This window comes from Hathewaya histolytica, from assembly GCF_901482605.1.
GTDB classification, from domain to species: Bacteria; Bacillota; Clostridia; order Clostridiales; family Clostridiaceae; genus Hathewaya; species Hathewaya histolytica.
Genome location: NZ_LR590481.1, coordinates 1,334,522 through 1,356,218, shown reverse-complemented (window position 1 = coordinate 1,356,218; position 21,697 = coordinate 1,334,522). Strand labels below are relative to the sequence as shown.

The following is a 21,697-nucleotide window of genomic DNA, read 5'->3' as shown; positions in this document are numbered from 1 at the left end:
AAAATAGACTGCCAAATTATAAATGAACAGTCTATTTTATATTATGCCTCTATTTCAACAGTTTTTTTACCCTCTACTATTCTTTCTACTAACATTGCACATACTGTATTTCCAGTGGAATTTAATAAAGTTCCTGGAGCATCAATAATTGTGCCTATTAGTACAATCATTGGTAAAGCTTCTGCTGGGAATCCATATATACTTATAATAAGCATTTCCCCCATCATACCACCACCTGGAATAGCTCCCATAACCGCTCCAACAAGTATTGAAACAACTAAAATACTTAGTATAGAACTAAAATTATTTATATTTCTACCGAATATTCCAAACAAGAAGATTATTTTAATAACCCCTCCAATTACTGAACCATCCTTATGAATATTAGCTCCAAGAGGTATAACGGTCTCTACAATATCATCTGCAACTCCCATAGCTTTTGTTGCCTTTAAATTTGCAGGAATACTTGCTGCACTGGAGCAAGTAGCAAGAGATGTAACCGTTGGAAGTAATGCATTTTTCCAAAAAGTATTGACTCCTCGTTTACCATCAGCTAAAAATGCATAGAATGTAAAAAATCCAAAATAATATACTAAAGTGAGAACTATATACAATATAAAAACCCTTATATATCCTTGTAAGATTTGAGTCCCAAGTTCTCCAACTACATTGGCAAAATAACACCCTAGACCTATTGGAGAATAATACATTATTAAATTTATCATTTTCATCATTACCTCAGAACCAGAAGATAATAATTTTGCAAAAGGTTGTCCCTTTTCTCCAATTAGAGTAGTAGAAATACCTAGTAACATGGAAAATATAATAAGTTGCAACATACTTTTTTTAGTAAATAGCGATAAAAAATCGGGTACAGTAACAGTATTTACAACATGATCTAATATACTTAAATCTTTTGCTTGAACTGCTGACTTTGTTCCTTCATTTATAATACTTTTTATAGCTCCATAATTTATACCTTTAGCTGGATTCATAATCAAAGATGCAACTATTCCTAATATAGAGGATAGCAAAGCTGTAAATGTAAATACAATAAAAATCGTCCCTATTATTTTACCAAGTCTTTTAACATTAGTCATATTAGCTATAGAGGATGAAATGCTAAAGAACACCATTGGTATTAATGTTACAAACATTAAGTTTAAGAATAAGTCACCTAAGGGTTTAACTATTGAAACCCTAGTCCCCCAAATTACGCCCATAAAACCACCAAGGATTATAGATAGTAATAATATTATAGAAAATTTATAATTTTTTAGTATTGACTTCATTTATTTCCCCCAACTATATTTTACTTTATATACCTAAATATTATCATAAACACTTATTATATCCAACTAATTTAACATAAACTTAAGCGAAAAGCCGTACAAATATAATTTTTACATATTGTACAGCCTAATTAAAATATTATTTTTTTATTTTTAAATTTTTATTATCTGAATCGAAATGTATCCATTTAGAGCTAATGTTAAAATATCTACACATCTTATTTGTTAATTTCATTCTAGCATTCCCATTCATATCTAACTTATATATACCATAATTTTTTTCTTCATCAGTACTTTGATTATCTACACTATAATATAAATGTTTACCATCACAATTTAAACTGTATATACCAGTTAAAGCTTTATAAATAACTTTTTGAGAGGCTCCATCTAAGTTACATCTTATAATTTCATTGGAATATTTTTTTATGGAATATATGATTATCAGATACTAAAAAATTACTTGAGTCAAAATTTAAAACTTTCTTAAGAGCTTTTCCATTAGTTCCAATTCTCCAAACACCATTTGTAAGAGTAGTATAATCGGTACCGTTGAAATAAATTAAATCTTTATAAACTAATATTTTAGGATATCCATATGACAAAGTTATATTATTACTTTGAAGAAATACATTTTCCCTATTAGTACCATTAGTTTTAATTTTAAATATACCTGAAGTTTGATCTCCTAAGTCCAATGAATAATATATATAATCATTAACAACTACCATTTGAACTGGATAGTCGTTACTTATTTTTTTAGCATTACTACCATCTTTTCTTATTTTCCATATGCCTCTTGAATTTGAAGATATATCTGAGCCAAGGAAGTAAACCCAATCCCCCACAATATTAATACACCTACCTGATATGTTAGTTACTTTTTCATTTGATTTATAGCCATCCTTTGTTCTATAAATCTTTCCTTTATCATTATCTCTTGAATAGTATATATAATTCCCATCATAACAAAGCTCACTATAATTCATAGAATTTCCTGTAGAGTTTCCGTAAACATATAATTTTGAATTAAACTCTCTTTTAATGTCTTTTCCCTTATCCTTTTCTATGAACTTCTTTTTATCATCAGAAGATTTATCCTCAACTTTTTCTTCTATATATTTAGATATTTTATCCTCTGATGTTTTTGATGATTTATCACCTTTTCCATTATGTATAGATGTACTTGGACTATATTCCCTATATTTCTTTGTAGTATTATTATTTGCTATGTTTTTATCCAAAATCTTTGCTTTAGTTAAATTTTTTTCTCCATCTTTTTTAACCTTAGTATCTGTTTCTTTTATAGGTAAATTAGAACTTGAACCTTTAGATTCATCAGTCTTTGAATTAGAAATAGTTTTTGGCTTGTCTTTATTAGAAAGCTCAAGCTTATTAATTTTATCTTTGGAAATAAAATGTACTACAGTGGCTAAAACAACTAAAGAGATTAATCCCAATATAAAAATTTTCTTGTGACCATTGTTCTTAAAAAATTCCTTCTCCCCTTGCACGTAAGTTCTCCCTCTTATATGTACTAGTAAATATATAATTTAAAATATATACCAAGTAATATTAACACAATATTAACACATAGTTCAATATGTTATTATTAACTTTGCCAAAATTCTAAAATATCCTAAATAATTTACTATTGTAGCTGTTTTTAATTCTATAGTACCTAGCTAATTAATTTATTATTATACAATATTTATTTAATTTTTAAGATTAATTTAATAAATACAGTTTATAATAATAAATGGAAAGGGGATAATAAATGGAAAATCATGAAAATAATTTAAATATAGTAGGACTTACAAAAGAAGAGGTATCATTAAGAATAAAAGAAGGAAAAATTAACATAATACCTAAACCACCTTCTCGTACCCTATGGGAAATACTTAGAGCAAATTTATTTACAGGATTTAATGCTATAAACGCTGTGCTAGCAGTAGCAGTATTTATAGCTGGTTCACCTAAAGATTCCATCTTTGCTATAGTTATTGTAAGTAACGCTATAATAGGTATCTATCAAGAATTAAAAGCAAAGAAAACCTTAGAAAAACTATCTCTTATAAAAGGTAACAATGTAAAAGTTTTAAGATATAAAAATATAGAAAATATTAATGCTGAAAGGTTAGTTATAGATGATATTATATTTTTAAATTCAGGAGATCAGATTTTAGTGGATTGCGAAGTATTACCTAATAATAGCATAGAAGTTGATGAGTCCCTTTTGACTGGAGAGTCGGAATCTATTTTAAAAAAACATGGAGAAAAATTATTATCTGGTAGCTTTATAGTTTCAGGAAGTTGTTATGCAAAGGTAGTTAGTGTTGGATCTAATACATATTCATCCAAGTTAGTTGAAGAGGCTAGAAAATTTAAAATTATAAACTCCCAACTTCAAAATGCTATAAACAAAATTTTCAAGGTAGTACTTTATTTTATAATTCCTATTGGAATATTACTTACGTTCACCCAATTATTTATTGCTAAAAGAACTTGGCAAGATGCTATATTAGGTTCTGTATCAGGTATTATAGGGATGATTCCAGAAGGATTAGTATTACTGACGAGTTCTACATTTATTATAGCTATTATACGCCTTTCAAAGTGGGATACCTTAATTCAAGAACTTCCAGCAACAGAGGTCTTAGCAAGAGTAGATGTACTTTGTTTAGATAAAACTGGAACTATAACTAGAGGTGATTTAAAACTAGATAAAGTAGTTCCTTTAAATGATTATAGTGAAGAATACATAGGAAATATACTATCTGCTATAATTCATTCTTCAGAGAATTTAAGTCAAACGCAAAAGGCTATTTTACAAAAGTATCCTAATAATTATAATTTAGTTATAAAAAATAAAATTTCATTCTCTTCCTCACGAAAATGGGAAGCTATATCATTTAAAGATGAAGGATCTTGGATACTTGGTGCTCCTGAATTCATATTAAAAAATAGATATAATGAAGTTTCAGATGAAGTAGAAAAGGCTGCTTTAGAAGGCAAGAGAGTATTGTTATTAGCAAAATTTAATGGTGATGTCTTAGATGATAGATTAAATGGTGATATTGAAAAGGCAGCCTTATTATTTATAGGGGATGTAATAAGAGAAAATGCTGAAGAAACTGTTAAATATTTTAGTGAACAAGGAGTAACCTTAAAAATAATTTCAGGAGATAATCCTATAACTGTATCTACCATAGCTAAAAAAGTAGGAATTAAAGGAGCAGAGAATTATATTGATGCTAGAAATTTACCAAAAGATAATGAAAAATTACAAAGAATAATTGAAAACACAACTGTATTCGGTAGAGTGTCTCCCTATGAAAAAAGAGAAATTATAAAAGCACTTAAAAAAAATGGTCATACAGTTGCTATGACTGGAGACGGAGTTAACGATATATTAGCTTTAAAAGAATCTGATTGTGGAATCGCTATGGCTACAGGTTCTGATGCTACAAAAGCAGTTGCTCAATTAGTTCTATTAAATTCTGATTTTTCATCCCTCCCCCATGTAGTTAAAGAAGGAAGAAAACTTATAAATAATTTAGAAAAAGTATCAGAACTATTTGTATCTAAAACTGTATATTCAATTCTCTTGGCTTTAATATTTACTCTTATTTTAAAACCTTTTCCCCTATTGCCGATTCAACTTACTTTTGCTGGTGCTTTAACTATAGGTATGCCATCCTTCTTTCTGGCTTTAGAAGAAAATAATGAAATTATAAAAAAAGGCTTTTTAAGAAGAGTGTTAAGGTATGCGATTCCAAATGGAGTTGTTATTGGTATAAGTACTACAATTATGTTTTTAGTAGCATACTATAATGGATTGTCAATAACGCAATGTAGAAGTATTTCTCTTATGATATTTGCTTTATTAAGTCTTTTTATACTTCTAAAAGTGGCCTTGCCTATAAATAAATATAGATTATGTATTGTTAACTCAATGATAGGATTACTTGTCTTATTTTTTTCTGTACCATTGCTAAGAAGGATTTTGGATATAGACCTCTTTCCTGTATCATATATTCTTATTATGATAATAATTTTAACAATTTCTATGATTTTTATGTTAACGATACCTAAGATTATAGGAAAAATAATAGAAAAAAGTTAAGATACTTTCTATAAAAATAGCAAGAAGAATATATTCTTCTTGCTAAAATATTATTTATTAACTTCTATAACATGATTTTGTCTATGCTTACCAATAAAGAATACTGCTAATGCCCCAGGCCCACCATAAGTACCAACTACAGGACCTATATGATTTATAATAACATCCTTAACTTTAACCTCTTTTAATATAATCTCTTTTAATTTTTCTGCTTCCTCTTTTACATCTCCATGAGAAATTGCGATAACTTGTTCTTCAGGATTTTCGATTTTTTCACATACTAATTTAGCTAATTTATTTAGTGCACTTTTTCTTCCCTTTACTTTTATAACTGGTAAGACTCTACCTTCATTATTTAAAGTTAATATAGGCTTTATATGAAGTACCATTCCAAAGATAGCTGCTGCTGAAGATATTCTTCCCCCCCTTTTTAAATGATTAAGATCATCTACTGTGATATAGGTATTTAGATTTAATTTATTAGTTTCTAAAAAGTCCAATACCTCATCCATAGAATGGCCCTTGGATTGCATTTCTAAAGCTTTCACAACCATTATCCCTTGTCCCATTGAAGCTGTTAGTATATCCACTATCTCAATTCTTCTGTTATCATACTCTTCAGAAACAATGTTTTTAGCTATATTAGCACAATTAAAGGTTCCACTTAAACCTGTAGAGACACAAATATATAAAATATCTTTTCCTTGATCTAATATTTTTCTAAATATAGAACAATAATCTTCTGGACTAGGTTGAGAGGTTTTTGGAATTTCACCTTTTATCATACCAGCATAAAATTCCTTATAATTTAAACTTTTACCAAAATCGTCCTTATATTCTTTTCCCATAAATCTTAAGCTTAAACTAACATAAGATATATTATTATTTTCTATATATTCTATTGGTAAATCACAACAAGAGTCTGTAATTATAGTATAATCTTTCATTCTATGTCTCCTTTAAATATATTTATTATAATCTATCCAATAAATAGGAGTTATAATTAGGCCTTTAATATATCACAACACAAGCACATAAATATTTTGTATAATTACTATATCAAATATCAGATGCGATTAAAATATATTTTGTAAGAAAAATCTACACTTTTTAAATATTTTATTGATATCTTACTCCCTCAATTTCTAAAAGTCTCCTTTTAATTTCCATTTTATCTCCTAAATATCCTGTCAGAGAACCATTTTTACCTATTACCCTATGACAAGGAATAATTATAGGTATTGGATTACTTCTATTAGCACCACCAACAGCTCTAACGCTATTAGGATTTTCTATATCTATTGCTATATCAGAGTAAGATCTAGTTTCACCATAAGGGATTTTCATTAAAGCTCTCCATACTTTTTTTCTAAATTCTGTTCCTTCTAAAGAGATACTAAGTTCAAAAGTTTTTCTTTCTCCCTTAAAATATTCTTCTAACTGTTTTATAATTTCATTACAAGCTAAAGTGTTTTCCTTAATATCTTTGTTTTTAGATAAATATGCTTGAAAATTTTCTTTACATAATTCTATTCTCTTAAGTCCCTTTTCATCTACTATAATATATAGCTCTCCTATTATAGAATTATATCTAGCATAATAATTCATTTTAATTTTCCTCTCTTATATATTAATGTGTAAGTAATTTATATACTATTCCTTTATCAATAAGTTTAAATCTTCTTAAATTACTCTTGCTATATATTCAATAGTCCTAGCTGCAGGAACTAGTAAAAATTGAGCTAATATAGTTCCAAAAATTAATCCTGCAACAACAAAAGTTATGCATCTACTAAATTGCCCTTCGCTACACTCACCTCTAATAACATCATCTGTTAACATTGATATATATGGATCTATAAAAATAAACATTAAAATTGTTGAAATTCCATTTATCACAGACGATAAAGTACTACAAGTAGTTCTTAGATCTGGATTCAAACAACCTGCATATAATGATGCTAGTACTCCAACAACTGATATAGAAAAGGCTATAGTATTTAGAACTATAATTTTTTTAGGCATTTTTTTTAATTGCTTTAATTGAGGTATATTATCCCTCCTAGGAAGAGTAATACTATTTTTAAACTGTTCTATACCAGACTTTGAAAAGCCATGAAGCAATACTCTAGGTATTGACCTATGTACACTGAAAGATTCTACTGCCTTTGAAAATAACTTTATAAATGTAGGCATTAATAAGGCCCCTATAATAGTTGCTAAAGTAGTAGATGCTATTATACACCTAAAAATATTCAAAAGTTCCTGTGAATTACCTGTTTTTATACTATTTTCAATTGTTTTAGCCATTAAAGGTGCTTGTATTGTATTTGCTGTTCTGGAAATTAGTGCAAAAACATTAAATACAGCAAAGGATATAGCTATTCTACCTGTCTTAACCCCAACTATCCTTACGGAATAGGCAAGAGTTGAAATAATATATATAACAATTGTAAGCGTTAAAACAATCATTATTTGTGTTGACATTTTTATACCCCCAGAATTTCAAAATAACAACTTGTATGTTTTTCATTAAAACTTTTATAATATACTAAACAAATTTAGTATGCTTCTTTCTTTAAAATCTCTCCATCTTTAAGGGTTATAAGATGTGTTCCATATTCTGCAGCATCTTTAGAATGAGTTACATTGACTATAGTCACCTCTTTTTCTCTACTTACTCTTTTAAACAATTTCATTATTTCCTCACCAGTCTTAGAATCTAAATTTCCTATAGGTTCATCTGCTAATATCAAGTCTGGATTATTAATTAGTGCTCTTGCTATAGCAACTCTTTGTTGCTGTCCTCCCGATAATTCCCTAGGAGTCACACGTCGCTTATGACTCATCTCTATTATATCTAATAGTTCATCTAATTCCTTTTTAAAATTTTTGGGCTTGTAACCCTCTAATAATATTGGTAATAATATATTATCTTCTACAGATAAATTTTGCACTAGATTATAAAATTGAAATACAAATCCAAGTTCACATCTTCTTACTTTGCTTATTTCTTTATCCGAAAGCTTAGAAATTTCCTTGTTATTTATATAAACACTTCCTGAGGTTGGAGTGTCAAGTCCACCCATTAAATATAATAAGGTACTCTTTCCACAACCTGAAGGTCCCATTATAGATACAAAATCTCCTTTGTGAACGTTTAAATTTATATTTTTAAGTACAGCAACCTCTTCATTGCCCATTTTAAAGCTTTTATTTAAGTTTTTAACTTCTATTATTATATTTTTATCCATTAAATCTCACCTACTTTTACTCATATTTGATCTCTTCTACTATAGAAATTTTAGATGACTTAAATATTGGTACTAATGAAGCTATGATTACTAAGATGAATCCTAATATTCCTAGTAAAGTAACAAGTTTTACTGGTACAGTTACACTTATATATGAGTTAAGCGAATAAGTGATTTCCTCTACAAAGCTAGAAATATATACCCCTTCTAAAACCCCTAAAATAGCTCCAATAACCCCTATTGTAAAGGCTTCTATAATTAGCATCTTCATTCTTTTTAATTTACTCATTCCAATAGACGCTAACACTGCAAGTTCTCTTTTTCTGTATATAAAACTTACCATTAAATTATTCATAATTCCTAATGAACCTATAACTAAAGACATGAGTGAAAAACTTTCTAAAGATTTCATAAGTCCTCCATTAGCTTCCTTACTTACTTTCAAATCATCTTCCTTATTGGTAAGTACTATATTATAATTTTCTACATCTTCTCTAAATTTATTATCTAGTCCATCATAATTTTTTAAAGACTTTACAAATATTGAACTTCCTACCTTTCTACCCGCATGATTTTTTATGCTACTTAAGTCACCTAATACTATGCCACCATTACTTATAATCTCTGATTTAGCAAATCCAATTATTTTATAACTTTCATATTTATCATGTAATTTTAAAGTTAGATTATCTCCAATTTTCAAATTCTCCTTTTTCTCTAAAACATCACTTACAATTAAAGATTTTTTATTATGTAGTTTTTCTAGTATTTTCTTCTTTGGAGTTCCTTTGTAATCATATATCTCCACATTTTTATAAAATCTCAGAAACTTATTTTCTTCAATCCCTAATAACTCTTTAATCGTAAAATCTTTATTTGCTAGTTCAACTTCCTTTAAAGAAATTTCTTCTGAAAATAGCCCTATATATGATTTTTTAGTAAGCTCCTTTATTATATCATTATCCTTATATCCTTGAATTTTAAAATTATAATCCATATTTCTATAAGCATTTACAATTAAATCATTTACATTACTTGATGATATATATATTGAAATTACAGCAGCTAATGTACTGCAAAGAAGTATTGTATTATTTATTAAAACTTTTGATTTTCCTACATTATACAAAGCTAGAACACCCTCATTTTGAAAAACAAGTCTATATATTTCTTTTAAAATATATAAAACCATCCTCATAACATAAGGTATTATAAAGACCATAGAAAAAAATATAGAAAAGGCAGCTGAAATTGATAATATAAAATTTCCACTCCACTTATATTTTGATATGTATATATATGGCCATACTAATAGTAATACTCCTAAAATAAGATAATTAGATTTAAATTTAGTGCCTTCGGAAAACTCACCTAGTATTATATTTTTAAGAGACACTTTAGATGAGTGAATTATAGGTAAAAGTGAACTAACTATAGATAGAACCATAGCTAATATAAACGACCATAAAAAGTTAAGACTATCTATAACCACAACAGTTTCTACACCATAGCTTTTAAACACATTTGAAGAATCTGATAAATGTCTAAGAATAGGTATACCAAGAATATTACCTAATATCCCACCGATCAAACCATATAAAATACTTTCCATAAGTAATATTGCACTAGTTGATAATTTAGTCGCTCCTATACTTCTAAAAGTTCCTATAACAGGCATCCTTTCAAGAACAATAACCTTATATGCAGAAAAAATTATAAAGCTTGCCATTATTAATACTACAATGAGCATTATGTAGAATGGTATAGTAAATTGCTTAACATTTTTATCTAAGGATTTTTTACTGATAGTCTCACTAAAATCATAATACGGAAATTTCTTCTCATATTCTTTTTTTATTTTTTTTATATCCCTAGTATTATGAACTTTAACTAACATTGTAGTGGTAGAAGGTTCTATATTAAGTTCTTTTGAAAGCCCTTCTCTATCCATAACTAGATTCATCTCACCATTACTTTCTGAGAATAACCCTTTATTTACAGCAATAGCGGCTACTTTTAACTCTATTTCTTTTTTATTAATTTTCACTTTGAAGGTATTACCAATATTTAATTTTAACTTTTCACTTAATTTTTTAGATAGTATAACTTCATTATGCTTTATATTATTGAAATCTATATTTTTGCTTTCACCACTTAAAATTATTTTATTTATAGAATTTAATTTAGATATATCAGAGGCTCTTATATTTACTCTTAGTAAATCCTTACCTTTTTTCAATTGGCCTTCATCATTTAAAATAGGTACTAATTCTTTTTCCTTTATATCCTTTTCTATCTTATTCTTATCCAAAAATATATTTCTATTGTTTGATTTACTTGTTATTATAAGATCTGCCTCTCCCACCTTGGATTTCATCCTCTCCATGACCATACCTGAATATGATTTAGATATTCCTAAGGATGCAAAACACATAGCTGTTGCAACCATGACAGAAACTATAATAAGTAAGGACCTTAATCTCTTTTCCCATATATTTTTAAACATAAATTTAAATAAAATACTCATATCTATTTTACCCTCTTTTAATATATAGTGTGTTACTTATATTATACATTGTATTAGAAATAAAAAAATCCTTAGATTAAATCTAAGGGTTCTTTATTTTTAATTATTTTATTATATTTATTAATTATGTACTTTATAAATGTATTTTTTAGTTTTAATAATTTATTTTATAAGTTTCTTTATCTCATCTTGAAGTTCTTTTATTCTATTGTTTGCCATAGTATTTTGTTCAATTAATTCTATTAATTTTGTATTTAATTCTTTTTCAATCACTGATATTTTTTCATAGTTGCTTTCCTTAAGTTCAAGAATAATTCTGTTTTTTTCTAAGCTTTCTTTTTCCTTAATTAATTCTACACGTTCTTCATACTCTTTTTTTAGAGAATTTTTAATTAGTCCTGCTTCTGATTCTGCTTTTTGAAGTTTAACTTTTAACTCACTATTTTCTTCCTTATAACTATTCATTAAGTTCATTAAATGATTTTTCTCTTCCTCATTTTGCTTAAGAGATTCCTTTACTTTTTTTAATTCTTCTGAAACATTTCCATTCTTTTTAAGTCTTTCCTCTAACTCTTTTATCTTATCTTCCAACATAGATTTTAAACTTTTGAAACTATTATTTATTTCTTCCTGTTCTTTAAGTTTATTATCTATAGTAACTTTTTCTTTATTAATTACCTCTATTTTATTTCGAAGTTCTTCGCTATTTGATTTTTCTATATCCAATTCATTTTTCAACTTAGTTATTTCCTTATATTGTTCATCTAAGGCTTTTCTTTGTTTATCCTCTTTTTCGTTGTCTAAAACCTTAACACCTTCCACTAAATTTATATATATATCTATCATTCTCTTAGTTATATGCTGAAGTTCATTTATATCACTTTGTACATTAAGAGTAGATTCCTCACTTACTTTATGTAGTTCATAGAAACTCATTAGTTCTTCCATAAACTCTTTGTTATTTATACCAAGAGATTTAGCTGTTTCATTAAATTTAAGCTTTATCTCCTCATCTACTCTTACACTAAATATTGAATCTGCCATAGTTTTTACTCTCTCCTCACAAAATTAAACTAATAATGTTTTATCCTTAAAATCTGTTTACATTAATATATATTATACTATTTTATAGATTTAATTAAAATATAAAAAGAGAGGTAGTTCCTATTTTAAGAATTCTTTTAGTTTTCTTATCCCCAGATCTCTTCTAAAGTTTTTCTAAATAAGTCATTTAAAATTGAAGTATTAATGGGATCATTATCTTTTAGATTTTTTATAAATTCACTATAATAACATATATTCTTATCTATAAAGTCATTAATAATGTCTATTCTTGTTTCTGTATGAATCTCTTCCCCTAACCTTTTTCTATGTAATAAAGCTCTAATTTCCTGCAGTAATTCATCATTATTTATTTGTGTTTCAATAAGCCTATTAAACTCCACAGGTGGAATAGTTTTATTGTTTTCTAACCATTTACATGCCAGTATAGGTCTTAAAACATATAAATATTTTTTTACTCTAACTTTATCACTCTGCAAGTAACTTTTGTAGTTTGCTTTAGCCATATTAAAATAGTGATACATACTAGCTTTAGGTGAAAAATACGTATTGCTTAAATCTTTTAAATCATTTATAAATAAAGCCTGCTGTAAATATATTATAGGAGAATACAACCATTCCATTAGTGATGGATTACAGCTTCTAAATAAATTTAGTGCTTTTGTAATATCCCAGCCACTTATATCCAATAAATCATTAATTGTATATTCTAATACATCTCTCTTTTTATCTATTGATAAATACCAATCAAGTGTATGTATATAAATAAACCTAACATCATAATCACTATCTTTTGATGGAAATCCCCAAGCACGACTTCCTGATTCAACTGCAAATAATATTTTAATATCTTCTTCTTTTTCAATAGTTTTTAACTTTTCAATAATTACATCATTCATATCCTATCCCCCATAACTTTTGACTTAAACATATATTGTTTGTATCAACTTTAAAATTTAATTTAGAACTATTATATCACTTTCATAAAAAATTCTATATATAAGCCCTAAAATAACTATTTGTAAAATTCTAGGTTGCCCCATTTTCTTTTATATGCCTCATTTTATCTCTTCTTAATGTTATAACCCTTTTTTATTTTTTCTTTTTAAATAAAACAATTTTGAAGTGTTTTTGTATAACTTTTAAGTTTTCTTATATTCCTCAATTTAAGTTCTAAAATCATAAGACTTATGTATACATATATATACTCAATGTATATCAACCTAATATGCATATGTAAACAGATGTATACATATGCATATTGTAATTCAAGTGATTATATGTAAATAAAAGTTGCCACTAGATATAACTATCATTATATCTAGTGATAACTTAAACTTATAAAAATGCAGAAGTGAAATTATAAAATACGTATACTTATGAATTTTTAGTGTTCAAAAAGAGGGAGCAGTAGATTTTATTAAATTTATTAGTGTATAATTTATATAAAATCACTAAATTAAAATAGTCATTTATATAAAATTTCAATTTAAGGGGATGAATTCAGTGGATAAAAATGTTCATTGGTATATAGAAACTAGAGTTCAAAGAACTATTAAGAGTTTAAATAGAGGCCAATTTGTAAAAGATAGGATAAAAGTAATTATAGTAAACCAAGTTCTTGGTTATTAATAAATATAAGCATAAATAGAAAGATGTCTTCCTGTTTAATTCTAATTTAAACAGGAAGACATCTTTACTTATTTCTATTTAGTTATATCTTTCTTCTATTTCCTTCTTTGATTTTTTCAAAACATTTTAGTAAAGATACTTTCAGCAGATTCTCTTTCATTTAAAAAATTAAATAATCTATTGTACTTGCTTTTAATTCACTAAATCCATATCATAAATCGAATAATCACATCTATATATAAATAGATATTTTCCATCTATTAATATACCTGTAGACTTGTCTATCCCTGTTGCAAAATAACTTACATTATTACCTGCAAAAGTAGCTAGTGGTTTACCAGATTGTGATCTAATTAAAACTACTTTACTTTTACCTGTGGTAAGGTTTCTCATATCATTAATCATATTATTTAAAAATGGAGTTGATCTTTTTAAGTTTTTAATTTCCACTTTTTTAGAATATTCATTAAAAATATCTTCTAATCCTTTTTCGTACATAATTAGACTACTGCCAACATGTAGCATAGATTTACCACCTACAGTTAGTTTCATAACTGCAGATTTTTTAATTGTTTTACCATCTTCATCCTTAGAATTAAATTCATCTTCAGTATTTATGCTTATGGATTTTCCTTCTATTCTATCAATGATGTTACTGTCTTCATCATAAGTTTGCACAATAGCTTCTCTTCCTTTTAAACTTTCTAACATCTTTCCCATCTTATTTCTAAAAACATTACACCCGCTTAAACTTATGGTGCTTAATATTATTATTGAAACTATTAAAGCATTTTTCAAAAATCCTATTCTTTTGTTCACAATACTTTTCCCCCATGCAAAAATATTTTAATATAGTTATTTAGAAGAATTATTAATAAGATTATTAGGATTTCTGGTTTGTATCCATATAAGTCCCGGACCTGTAAACTTACATACTAGTCCTTCTCCTCCTGCTATGGATCCTAAAAATCCAGAAGCCATTTCTACGCTATAATTAAGCGCACTATCCCATAATACTAAGTGAGCAGTATCCACTATATAAACTTCTCCAAATTCTAGACGTTTTTCATAAATTGAACCATATGATGAAAGGAAAAGCTCTCCTTCCCCTCTAGCTTCCATTTGAAACAATCCTTCACCAGAAAAAATCCCCTTTGCACCAGATCCCTTTGTTTTTATTTCTATTCCTTCTGTGGAGGCTAAAAATGCACCTTTTCCTAACCTGTAAGCTCTGGAATTATCTAAAGTTATATGTTTTATATCTCCCAAATATGAAGGTGCTAATAATAACTCACCATTGTCCCTTGCTTTAAACTTTTGAATAAAAGCACTTTCTCCTGTAAGCATTCTTCCAAAAACTTTACCTAGTCCACCAGTTTTAGCAGTGAGTTCAAAGGCATCAGACATGGAAACCATAGCCCCTGCTTCTACCATAATTTCGTCTCCAGGCTGACAAATTAATTTAAGCGTTCTATTAGCTTCCTCAAATAATAATTCATGTTTTATCATAGTTTGCACTTAGTTAATATGTGTAATATAGATACACAAAATTACCAAGTATTCACTTCCTTCCTTTTTAATTTTGTATTATATTTTCATCTTTATTGATAATTTAATTTATAATATACAAGTTAATTATATTATATATTATTAATAGTTAAAATATATTAATATTTTAAAAGGGTGCTATATAAATAACTTAATCATTTATACACCACCCTAAATTGCTATGTTAAATTATAAAATATAGTTTACTACACAGTAATATTCTTTTTTCTTCTTTTTCAGTTTTAATAAACTTTATATATATAAAGTAAGAACTTATTAATATAATGACTCCAATAATTAGTTCTGTTAAACTAAAATTAGTAGATTCAATTTTAATTCCATAAAGCGACAAAATATATATAAAATTATTAACAAAATGAAGGAAAATACATGGTAATAATGAATTAGTTTTATAATAGATATATCCTAAAATAATAGCTATAAAAAAAGTTTCAACTCCTTGAATAAAATTTCCATGAATAATTCCAAACATTAATGCCGATACTAATATAGATTTTAATGTACTATATTTTTTTAAAAACATTTCTAATATTATTCCTCTAAATAATATTTCTTCACAAATAGGTGCTACTATAACTATTAAAATTGTAGTACTAATAAGGTTATTATTGAATTTATCCATAAAAATCTGACTAATAGGATCACTAAATATCCATTCTATAACTATTCCTAAAGTGTTTTCATAAATCAACGTATAACTTAAATAAATTAAAACTTTCTGTTTAATTTTAAAATTAATACTATATTTTTTTTATTAATTTTAAAAAAAACTATGTAAAAAATAATTCTTAATACTAAAAATAGATATTCTAAAAAATATGTAATATTAGAATCACATTTCTTGTAATAATGTAATATAAGAGTTGGAAATTCTCCTATGCCATATATCATAGCAAATACTATTAATAGAAAAATAGCTTGTCCTATAGTCATTTCTTGTGAACTAACTAGTTCGTTACCAACCTTCCCCATCATTTTATTTCCTCCAAATATTAAAAATATAATACCTCTATACAGTTAATTTGCTTAGTACCACTTTAATAAATTACCTTCACGTTTTCTTCTTTTTCAGTTTTAATAATTTTTTTATGTATAAGATAAGAACTTATTAATATAAGAGCTCCAATTACTAGTTCTATTAAACTAAAATTACTAGACTTAATTCTTATTCCATAAAGCGATAAAACATATATAAAATTATTAACAAAATGAAGGAAAATACATGGTAATAATGAATTAGTTCTATAATAAACTATAGCTAAAATAATTCCAAGAATAAAGGCATTAATTCCCTGCTTGATATCACCATGAATTATTGCAAAAAATATTGAAGATGCTATTATAGCTTTTAAATAATCATATCTTTTTAAAAGTCCTTTAAATAGTAAACCTCTAAATATTATTTCTTCAAAAATAGGTGCAAATATTGATAAATATATAGAAATATATATAAGATATAATCCCTTTTTATTTTTAAAAGCATAATCAACTAAATCTACCTTTATAATAGAATCTAAAAATATTTCTATACTATTATCATAAAACCATATATATCCTATAACTATTAAAGATAACCAAATATAAATTTTATAGTTTTTAGTCCTTTTAAAGTCTAAATGAAGTTTTCCATAATTTTTATAAAATTTAATAAATAATAATTCCATTACTATAAATAAGACTGATTCAATTAATTTTATCCATATGTTTGGTTTAAAATATAAAGTTCTTTCTAAAAATGCAGAAATGGCACCGTTAGATATACATGACAATATCATGTAAAACAAGAAAATAAATATATTTTCTAAAATACTTACCCCTTCTTGGTTTATACTATCTTTGTTGTTTTCCATTTACTTATCCCCCATAGATTTTGCAACACACATATATATAATATATTACCATATATCCTTTAAACTTGAATTAATACCTTTTCTCTATCTATTGGTTGGCACTATCAATCTACATAGTGAATTTTCAACACCAAATTACTATACATGCTAGGTGAAGTAAAATAGAGACAAGTCATAATTTAACTTGTCCCCACTGAGAGTTATTATATTCTAAAGGCAATCTATTATTATCTATACTATATAAAGTATTCATTCAATCCCTTTACTATGAAATTTTTGTCCTTATTTTTTTGATATTTTTATTTTGTCTAGTGCACCCCCTAAAATCATAAATGCAATTCCACTTCCTATTGGTTGTAAAAAACCCATAAGGAAACTTACAATTGCAATTTTAAAATCACCAAACATAATTCCAGTAGCCAAATAGTAGCCTATAACTCCAAGAATCCCTGCTATAAACACAGCATAAGTGTTTTGTTTGCATATTATAGTATTTTTCTTAGAGGTAAAAAATAATACTAAGATTGGTTTGATTATCATTGTAGGTATAACCCATACCATTCCTCCTGGAGATATGGCATCAGAAAGCCCTGCTCCTATGGCCGCGGCTATCATAGCATAAGGTTTAGGTAATATAGCTGCAGCTAAATATATAAATGCATCTCCTATATGTATATATCCTCCATTAATACCTGTAGGTATATGAAATAAAAATGCAGTAGTTAGACAAATAAGCGCTGCAAACATACTTGTGACAACTAAAATTTTAGTATTTTTTGAACTGTTAACCATTATACATAATCTCCCTTTCATATAAGCTTACTTATAACTCAATAATTACTTCATCTTTTTATAAGACACAAATTATTTATAATGAAATATTATCACGACTTTCATATTTTAAAAAGTGTATGGATACAATATGCTTATAAAGTAAACAAAATATATAAAAGTCTCCCATACACTTTTATATATTTTGTATAGGAGACTTTTCCTTAATATATTATATGAAAACTAGTCTAAGGCTTTCTTTTTATTATGAAAGTAAACTATTATAGCCATTAGCGTTATTATGGTTCCACCTGTAATACTTAAAAGGTCTGGTACTTCCCCCCAAAATAAAAAACCTATTATAATAGAAAATACTATGTTTGCATAGTTATATATAGCAACTTCTGATGCTGGAGCGTACTTATAAGAATAAGTTAATGCAAACTGTGCCATAGCTGCAAAGACTCCCGTACCCATTAAATATATAAACTGTACTATGCTCATTGGCTTATAATTCATTATAACAAAAGGTATAGTTCCTAAAACAGATACTATGGAGAAATAAAAAACTATTGTTGAAGGATTTTCTCTATCCTTTAAAAACCTAACTAAAGTATATGCTGCTCCTGCAAATGCTGCGGATAAGAATCCCGCAAAGGCTGGTAGTACACTTAAATTCCATTGAGGTCTTATAACCAAAATTGCCCCAATAAAAACTACTATCATGGATATGCCTTTAATAGGTGTAAACTTTTCCTTTAAAAACATAACTGCAAATAAAGTTATAAAAAATGGTGAAAGCTTGTTTAACATAGAAGAATCTGCTAGAGCTAGATTGTTTATAGCATAGAAATTTAATATCACTCCAGAAAGTCCAAGAAGTGATCTTGCAAGTAAGTACTTCTGATTCTCTTTCTTTCCAAACATAGGTATATTACTTTTCCTTAATGCCACAAAAGCCACAATTAAACTAACTAAATTTCTAAAGAGAACCTTCTCCATCACAGGAAGATCACCAGATAACTTTACCATTGCTGACATAAAAGCAAAGCATAAAGCTGAAAGTAACATATACACTACCGCTTTTGTTTTATTTTTCATATACGTCCCACCTTAAAATGTATTTTTAAAATAGATAAATTAAGTGCTTTATTATCCGAAATAATATCTTAAATATAAAGATTTTTATTAATGACCTTTATATCCTAAAATCATTATATCATTTTACACTATAATAAAATAATGGACTATACTTTTGTTATAGTCCTTAACCATTATTTTTGTTCTATATATTCTAAAATATCACCAGGTTGACAATTCAATTCCCTACAAATAGCTTCTAAGGTTGAAAATCTAATTGCCTTTGCTTTGTTGTTCTTTAATATGGATAGATTAGCATTAGTTATACCTACTCTTTCTGCTAAATCTTGTAGGGAAACTTTTCTTTTAGCCATCATAACATCTAAATTAATTACTATTGCCATAATCCTTTCTTCCTTTTCTATATTGTATAATCATTTTCCTCTTTAAATTTAACAGCTTCTTTAAAAATTTTAGATAATATAGCTATAAAAATTCCTGCTAATAAAAATATTATAAGTTCTGTATCTGTATGTATACCTTTAGTATCTATATATATAAATTTATAAGTACCCTTTCCTATATTAAAAATAAAATTAAGAAAGTAACATCCAGATATCACAAAACAATATTTAGAAATCTTATTTAAAGAATTTACATTTTCCCACAAGAAAGGATTACCTTTAACTAAAGTACAAGTTATTTTTTTTAGTTCAAATACTATTAGAAATATACATACTATACCAAGAGTTAATATAATAGCCATTAAAGGCTTCCAAGTTCCATCTAAACTCTTACTATTAATAAAAAAAGTATTATAATATACTATTGCAGTCATAACTATACCAAATACTAATATTATGTTTAAAATAATCCCTAAAGTTCTTGATAAAGCCTTACTTTCATAGAACTTCATAAAATTTCCTCCTAGTCCATTAATCTTTCTATATGTTAACATATAATATTATGTTTCTCAATAATAAACCCTTGTTTTTCCATAAGTTTGTACTCTAAATAATTATATTAAAAATATATCTATATGATTATTTAATAGAATTCCCCTTAGAATTAAAATAGTTATATTCATGCCAATAATTTATTTCTATTTTATTGTTATAAACCCAATTATGATATTGTTCCATTGAAATCTCTCCTTTTTTAAGCGCATTTTTCATGGTCATGTAACTATCAAAAGAAAGTGAAGTTAAATAGGTATTATCGATTTCTGTAGAATTTTTAGCTATATTTATATTTTCTCTTGTTATGAAATTATCTATATTAGTAAAATTAATGACAATATACATTACAGCTCCCAAAATTATAATTGATTTAAAGAGGTTTATGTCTTTAAATATAAAGAATAAAACAAGTACTAGGATTATACCTAAAAAAACAGTAAAGACAATAACCAAAATTCTAAGCCTTGTAAATCCAAAAGCAACAATATAAAGTCTCATCTTATATAAAGCTGAAAACACCATATTAAAAGTTAGAACTGTAATTAGGGAGTATAAAGTTAAAAGTATTTTCTTTTGTAACTTCCCTTTAGATTTTGTATTATTTTTAATTAATATTATGGATACTACATTTACAAAGACTAAAAATACTAATTGAAAAAAACCACTTCTTGCATATTCTGAATAATTAAATCCATTAGGAAGGCTTTTAGAACCATATAAGTACGATATTTGAATTTTGGTAAAACTTATATATATAAAGGTAACTATAGAGAGAGTAGTTATTACAACTAAACTATTAAATTTAAAACTGTATTTAATGTCTTCTTGCACTTTTATATTATTTATAGAAAAGGAATTGTATAATCCAAATATAAATATTGAGGCTAAAATAGATAAAAATGTTCTTAAGAGAATTTTACCGAAAACTTCATTATTTATGCTAGAGCTTAAATTTTCTATATAATACTCAAAAACTTTATCTGCCTTTCCCAGTATTAAAACGAGCATAAAAATAAGAGGAATAGATATTAAAAGTCCTAGTAATATATCCCTATAGTTTATAGTATCTTCTTTAGTGTTTATTTGCTTAGTTAAGCTTTTAATTAATACTCTAATAATTTTTATATTATATAAAGATTCTATAAAAACCTTTTTTATAATACTCCTATAGATAACTTTAAATTCGAACCTTATATCTTTATAAGTTAAAAGTAAAAACGAAGAAGTTAAGGAAAGGGGTATTATAATTCTATTCAAAAATCTAAATATAGGATTTGTATATATAGCATAAGTTAAAGATAAAATAATGCTTACTGCAATAAGAAAAAATCCCATAGGATTTTTATTTTTTATTCCGTTAGTTACTAAAAATCCAATAATTAGAGCAGCTATTAATATAGGATAAGATAACCCCATGTAATAAAATATAAAATTATAAACTAAGAAACCTATAAAAATTGCTGTAAAAAGAATTTTTAGGTTAGATTTTATTTCTTCTTTTGAAAGCATTTCTTTCATAATTATCCCTCCAAGGTTTAACAATTAATTCTACTTAAGATTATCATAGTTTAAAAT

22 protein-coding genes are annotated in these 21,697 nt (G+C 26.3%); 2 read left to right on the top strand and 20 right to left on the bottom strand.

What is annotated here, in order from left to right:
• Positions 1-41 precede the first annotated feature (41 nt).
• From FGL08_RS06590 to FGL08_RS06580, 3 genes are all read right to left on the bottom strand, one after another.
• Positions 42-1,292 carry a dicarboxylate/amino acid:cation symporter gene (locus tag FGL08_RS06590; protein WP_138210027.1) on the bottom strand — a complete coding sequence of 417 codons (1,251 nt, stop codon included), beginning with the start codon at positions 1,290-1,292 and terminating at the stop codon, positions 42-44.
• 139 nt (positions 1,293-1,431) lie between these two features.
• The gene (locus tag FGL08_RS13760) at positions 1,432-1,698 is read right to left on the bottom strand and encodes a DUF5050 domain-containing protein (RefSeq protein WP_512698495.1); all 267 of its coding nucleotides are present in this window, start codon (positions 1,696-1,698) and stop codon (positions 1,432-1,434) included.
• A gap of 4 nt (positions 1,699-1,702) precedes the next feature.
• Entirely contained in the window at positions 1,703-2,806 is a 1,104-nt protein-coding gene (locus FGL08_RS06580) for a DUF5050 domain-containing protein (RefSeq protein ID WP_138210026.1), read from the bottom strand.
• A 263-nt stretch (positions 2,807-3,069) separates the two neighbouring features.
• On the opposite strand from FGL08_RS06580, the gene FGL08_RS06575 reads away from it, so the two are divergent.
• On the top strand, positions 3,070-5,418 hold the full coding sequence (locus tag FGL08_RS06575; protein ID WP_138210025.1) for a cation-translocating P-type ATPase: 2,349 nt from the start codon (positions 3,070-3,072) through the stop codon (positions 5,416-5,418).
• A 50-nt stretch (positions 5,419-5,468) separates the two neighbouring features.
• Here FGL08_RS06575 and FGL08_RS06570 read toward each other — a convergent pair whose 3' ends face one another.
• From FGL08_RS06570 to FGL08_RS06540, 7 genes are all read right to left on the bottom strand, one after another.
• Positions 5,469-6,365: a DegV family protein gene (locus tag FGL08_RS06570; protein WP_138210024.1), complete on the bottom strand. Its 897-nt coding sequence runs from the start codon at positions 6,363-6,365 to the stop codon at positions 5,469-5,471.
• 172 nt (positions 6,366-6,537) lie between these two features.
• Positions 6,538-7,026, bottom strand: coding sequence for a methylated-DNA--[protein]-cysteine S-methyltransferase (locus tag FGL08_RS06565; protein WP_138210023.1), 489 nt, complete (start codon positions 7,024-7,026; stop codon positions 6,538-6,540).
• A 75-nt stretch (positions 7,027-7,101) separates the two neighbouring features.
• Complete coding sequence (locus FGL08_RS06560) at positions 7,102-7,905, bottom strand: lipid II flippase Amj family protein (RefSeq protein WP_138210022.1); 804 nt, start codon at positions 7,903-7,905, stop codon at positions 7,102-7,104.
• A 74-nt stretch (positions 7,906-7,979) separates the two neighbouring features.
• The gene (locus FGL08_RS06555; protein ID WP_138210021.1) at positions 7,980-8,672 is read right to left on the bottom strand and encodes an ABC transporter ATP-binding protein; all 693 of its coding nucleotides are present in this window, start codon (positions 8,670-8,672) and stop codon (positions 7,980-7,982) included.
• A gap of 16 nt (positions 8,673-8,688) precedes the next feature.
• Positions 8,689-11,199, bottom strand: coding sequence for an ABC transporter permease (locus FGL08_RS06550; protein ID WP_138210020.1), 2,511 nt, complete (start codon positions 11,197-11,199; stop codon positions 8,689-8,691).
• A 162-nt stretch (positions 11,200-11,361) separates the two neighbouring features.
• A complete protein-coding gene (locus tag FGL08_RS06545; protein ID WP_138210019.1) occupies positions 11,362-12,243 on the bottom strand; it encodes a hypothetical protein in 882 nt (293 codons plus the stop codon).
• Positions 12,244-12,389: 146 nt separating this feature from the next.
• Positions 12,390-13,160: a nucleotidyltransferase domain-containing protein gene (locus tag FGL08_RS06540; RefSeq protein WP_138210018.1), complete on the bottom strand. Its 771-nt coding sequence runs from the start codon at positions 13,158-13,160 to the stop codon at positions 12,390-12,392.
• Positions 13,161-13,767: 607 nt separating this feature from the next.
• Between FGL08_RS06540 and FGL08_RS13680 the strand changes: the two genes are divergently transcribed.
• Positions 13,768-13,893 (top strand): hypothetical protein, encoded by a 126-nt coding sequence (locus FGL08_RS13680; protein ID WP_279232945.1) that lies wholly within the window; start codon positions 13,768-13,770, stop codon positions 13,891-13,893.
• Positions 13,894-14,085: 192 nt separating this feature from the next.
• Here FGL08_RS13680 and FGL08_RS06535 read toward each other — a convergent pair whose 3' ends face one another.
• The 10 genes from FGL08_RS06535 to FGL08_RS06490 form a co-directional block, all read right to left on the bottom strand.
• Complete coding sequence (locus tag FGL08_RS06535; protein ID WP_243117954.1) at positions 14,086-14,712, bottom strand: DUF5052 family protein; 627 nt, start codon at positions 14,710-14,712, stop codon at positions 14,086-14,088.
• A gap of 36 nt (positions 14,713-14,748) precedes the next feature.
• Positions 14,749-15,402 (bottom strand): TIGR00266 family protein, encoded by a 654-nt coding sequence (locus FGL08_RS06530; protein ID WP_138210017.1) that lies wholly within the window; start codon positions 15,400-15,402, stop codon positions 14,749-14,751.
• A 223-nt stretch (positions 15,403-15,625) separates the two neighbouring features.
• Positions 15,626-16,153, bottom strand: coding sequence for a CPBP family glutamic-type intramembrane protease (locus FGL08_RS06525; protein ID WP_138210016.1), 528 nt, complete (start codon positions 16,151-16,153; stop codon positions 15,626-15,628).
• A 17-nt stretch (positions 16,154-16,170) separates the two neighbouring features.
• Positions 16,171-16,437, bottom strand: coding sequence for a hypothetical protein (locus FGL08_RS06520; RefSeq protein ID WP_138210015.1), 267 nt, complete (start codon positions 16,435-16,437; stop codon positions 16,171-16,173).
• A gap of 62 nt (positions 16,438-16,499) precedes the next feature.
• Positions 16,500-17,312: a CPBP family intramembrane glutamic endopeptidase gene (locus FGL08_RS06515; RefSeq protein WP_138210014.1), complete on the bottom strand. Its 813-nt coding sequence runs from the start codon at positions 17,310-17,312 to the stop codon at positions 16,500-16,502.
• Between the two features lie 282 nt (positions 17,313-17,594).
• Positions 17,595-18,104 (bottom strand): TIGR04002 family protein, encoded by a 510-nt coding sequence (locus FGL08_RS06510; protein ID WP_138210013.1) that lies wholly within the window; start codon positions 18,102-18,104, stop codon positions 17,595-17,597.
• Between the two features lie 222 nt (positions 18,105-18,326).
• On the bottom strand, positions 18,327-19,184 hold the full coding sequence (locus FGL08_RS06505) for a DMT family transporter (RefSeq protein ID WP_138210012.1): 858 nt from the start codon (positions 19,182-19,184) through the stop codon (positions 18,327-18,329).
• Between the two features lie 173 nt (positions 19,185-19,357).
• Positions 19,358-19,567 (bottom strand): helix-turn-helix domain-containing protein, encoded by a 210-nt coding sequence (locus FGL08_RS06500; RefSeq protein WP_138210011.1) that lies wholly within the window; start codon positions 19,565-19,567, stop codon positions 19,358-19,360.
• Positions 19,568-19,584: 17 nt separating this feature from the next.
• Entirely contained in the window at positions 19,585-20,079 is a 495-nt protein-coding gene (locus FGL08_RS06495) for a DUF2975 domain-containing protein (RefSeq protein ID WP_138210010.1), read from the bottom strand.
• Positions 20,080-20,206: 127 nt separating this feature from the next.
• Positions 20,207-21,640, bottom strand: coding sequence for a DUF4153 domain-containing protein (locus FGL08_RS06490; RefSeq protein WP_138210009.1), 1,434 nt, complete (start codon positions 21,638-21,640; stop codon positions 20,207-20,209).
• Positions 21,641-21,697: the final 57 nt, after the last annotated feature.

Coding starts and splice junctions, on each gene's coding strand:
- FGL08_RS06590 (WP_138210027.1), bottom strand. CDS start 1,292: ATGAAGTCAATACTAAAAAATTATAAATTTTCTATAATATTATTACTA.
- FGL08_RS06575 (WP_138210025.1), top strand. CDS start 3,070: ATGGAAAATCATGAAAATAATTTAAATATAGTAGGACTTACAAAAGAA.
- FGL08_RS06570 (WP_138210024.1), bottom strand. CDS start 6,365: ATGAAAGATTATACTATAATTACAGACTCTTGTTGTGATTTACCAATA.
- FGL08_RS06565 (WP_138210023.1), bottom strand. CDS start 7,026: ATGAATTATTATGCTAGATATAATTCTATAATAGGAGAGCTATATATT.
- FGL08_RS06560 (WP_138210022.1), bottom strand. CDS start 7,905: ATGTCAACACAAATAATGATTGTTTTAACGCTTACAATTGTTATATAT.
- FGL08_RS06555 (WP_138210021.1), bottom strand. CDS start 8,672: ATGGATAAAAATATAATAATAGAAGTTAAAAACTTAAATAAAAGCTTT.
- FGL08_RS06550 (WP_138210020.1), bottom strand. CDS start 11,199: ATGAGTATTTTATTTAAATTTATGTTTAAAAATATATGGGAAAAGAGA.
- FGL08_RS06545 (WP_138210019.1), bottom strand. CDS start 12,243: ATGGCAGATTCAATATTTAGTGTAAGAGTAGATGAGGAGATAAAGCTT.
- FGL08_RS06540 (WP_138210018.1), bottom strand. CDS start 13,160: ATGAATGATGTAATTATTGAAAAGTTAAAAACTATTGAAAAAGAAGAA.
- FGL08_RS06530 (WP_138210017.1), bottom strand. CDS start 15,402: ATGATAAAACATGAATTATTATTTGAGGAAGCTAATAGAACGCTTAAA.
- FGL08_RS06520 (WP_138210015.1), bottom strand. CDS start 16,437: ATGATGGGGAAGGTTGGTAACGAACTAGTTAGTTCACAAGAAATGACT.
- FGL08_RS06515 (WP_138210014.1), bottom strand. CDS start 17,312: ATGGAAAACAACAAAGATAGTATAAACCAAGAAGGGGTAAGTATTTTA.
- FGL08_RS06510 (WP_138210013.1), bottom strand. CDS start 18,104: ATGGTTAACAGTTCAAAAAATACTAAAATTTTAGTTGTCACAAGTATG.
- FGL08_RS06505 (WP_138210012.1), bottom strand. CDS start 19,184: ATGAAAAATAAAACAAAAGCGGTAGTGTATATGTTACTTTCAGCTTTA.
- FGL08_RS06500 (WP_138210011.1), bottom strand. CDS start 19,567: ATGGCAATAGTAATTAATTTAGATGTTATGATGGCTAAAAGAAAAGTT.
- FGL08_RS06495 (WP_138210010.1), bottom strand. CDS start 20,079: ATGAAGTTCTATGAAAGTAAGGCTTTATCAAGAACTTTAGGGATTATT.
- FGL08_RS06490 (WP_138210009.1), bottom strand. CDS start 21,640: ATGAAAGAAATGCTTTCAAAAGAAGAAATAAAATCTAACCTAAAAATT.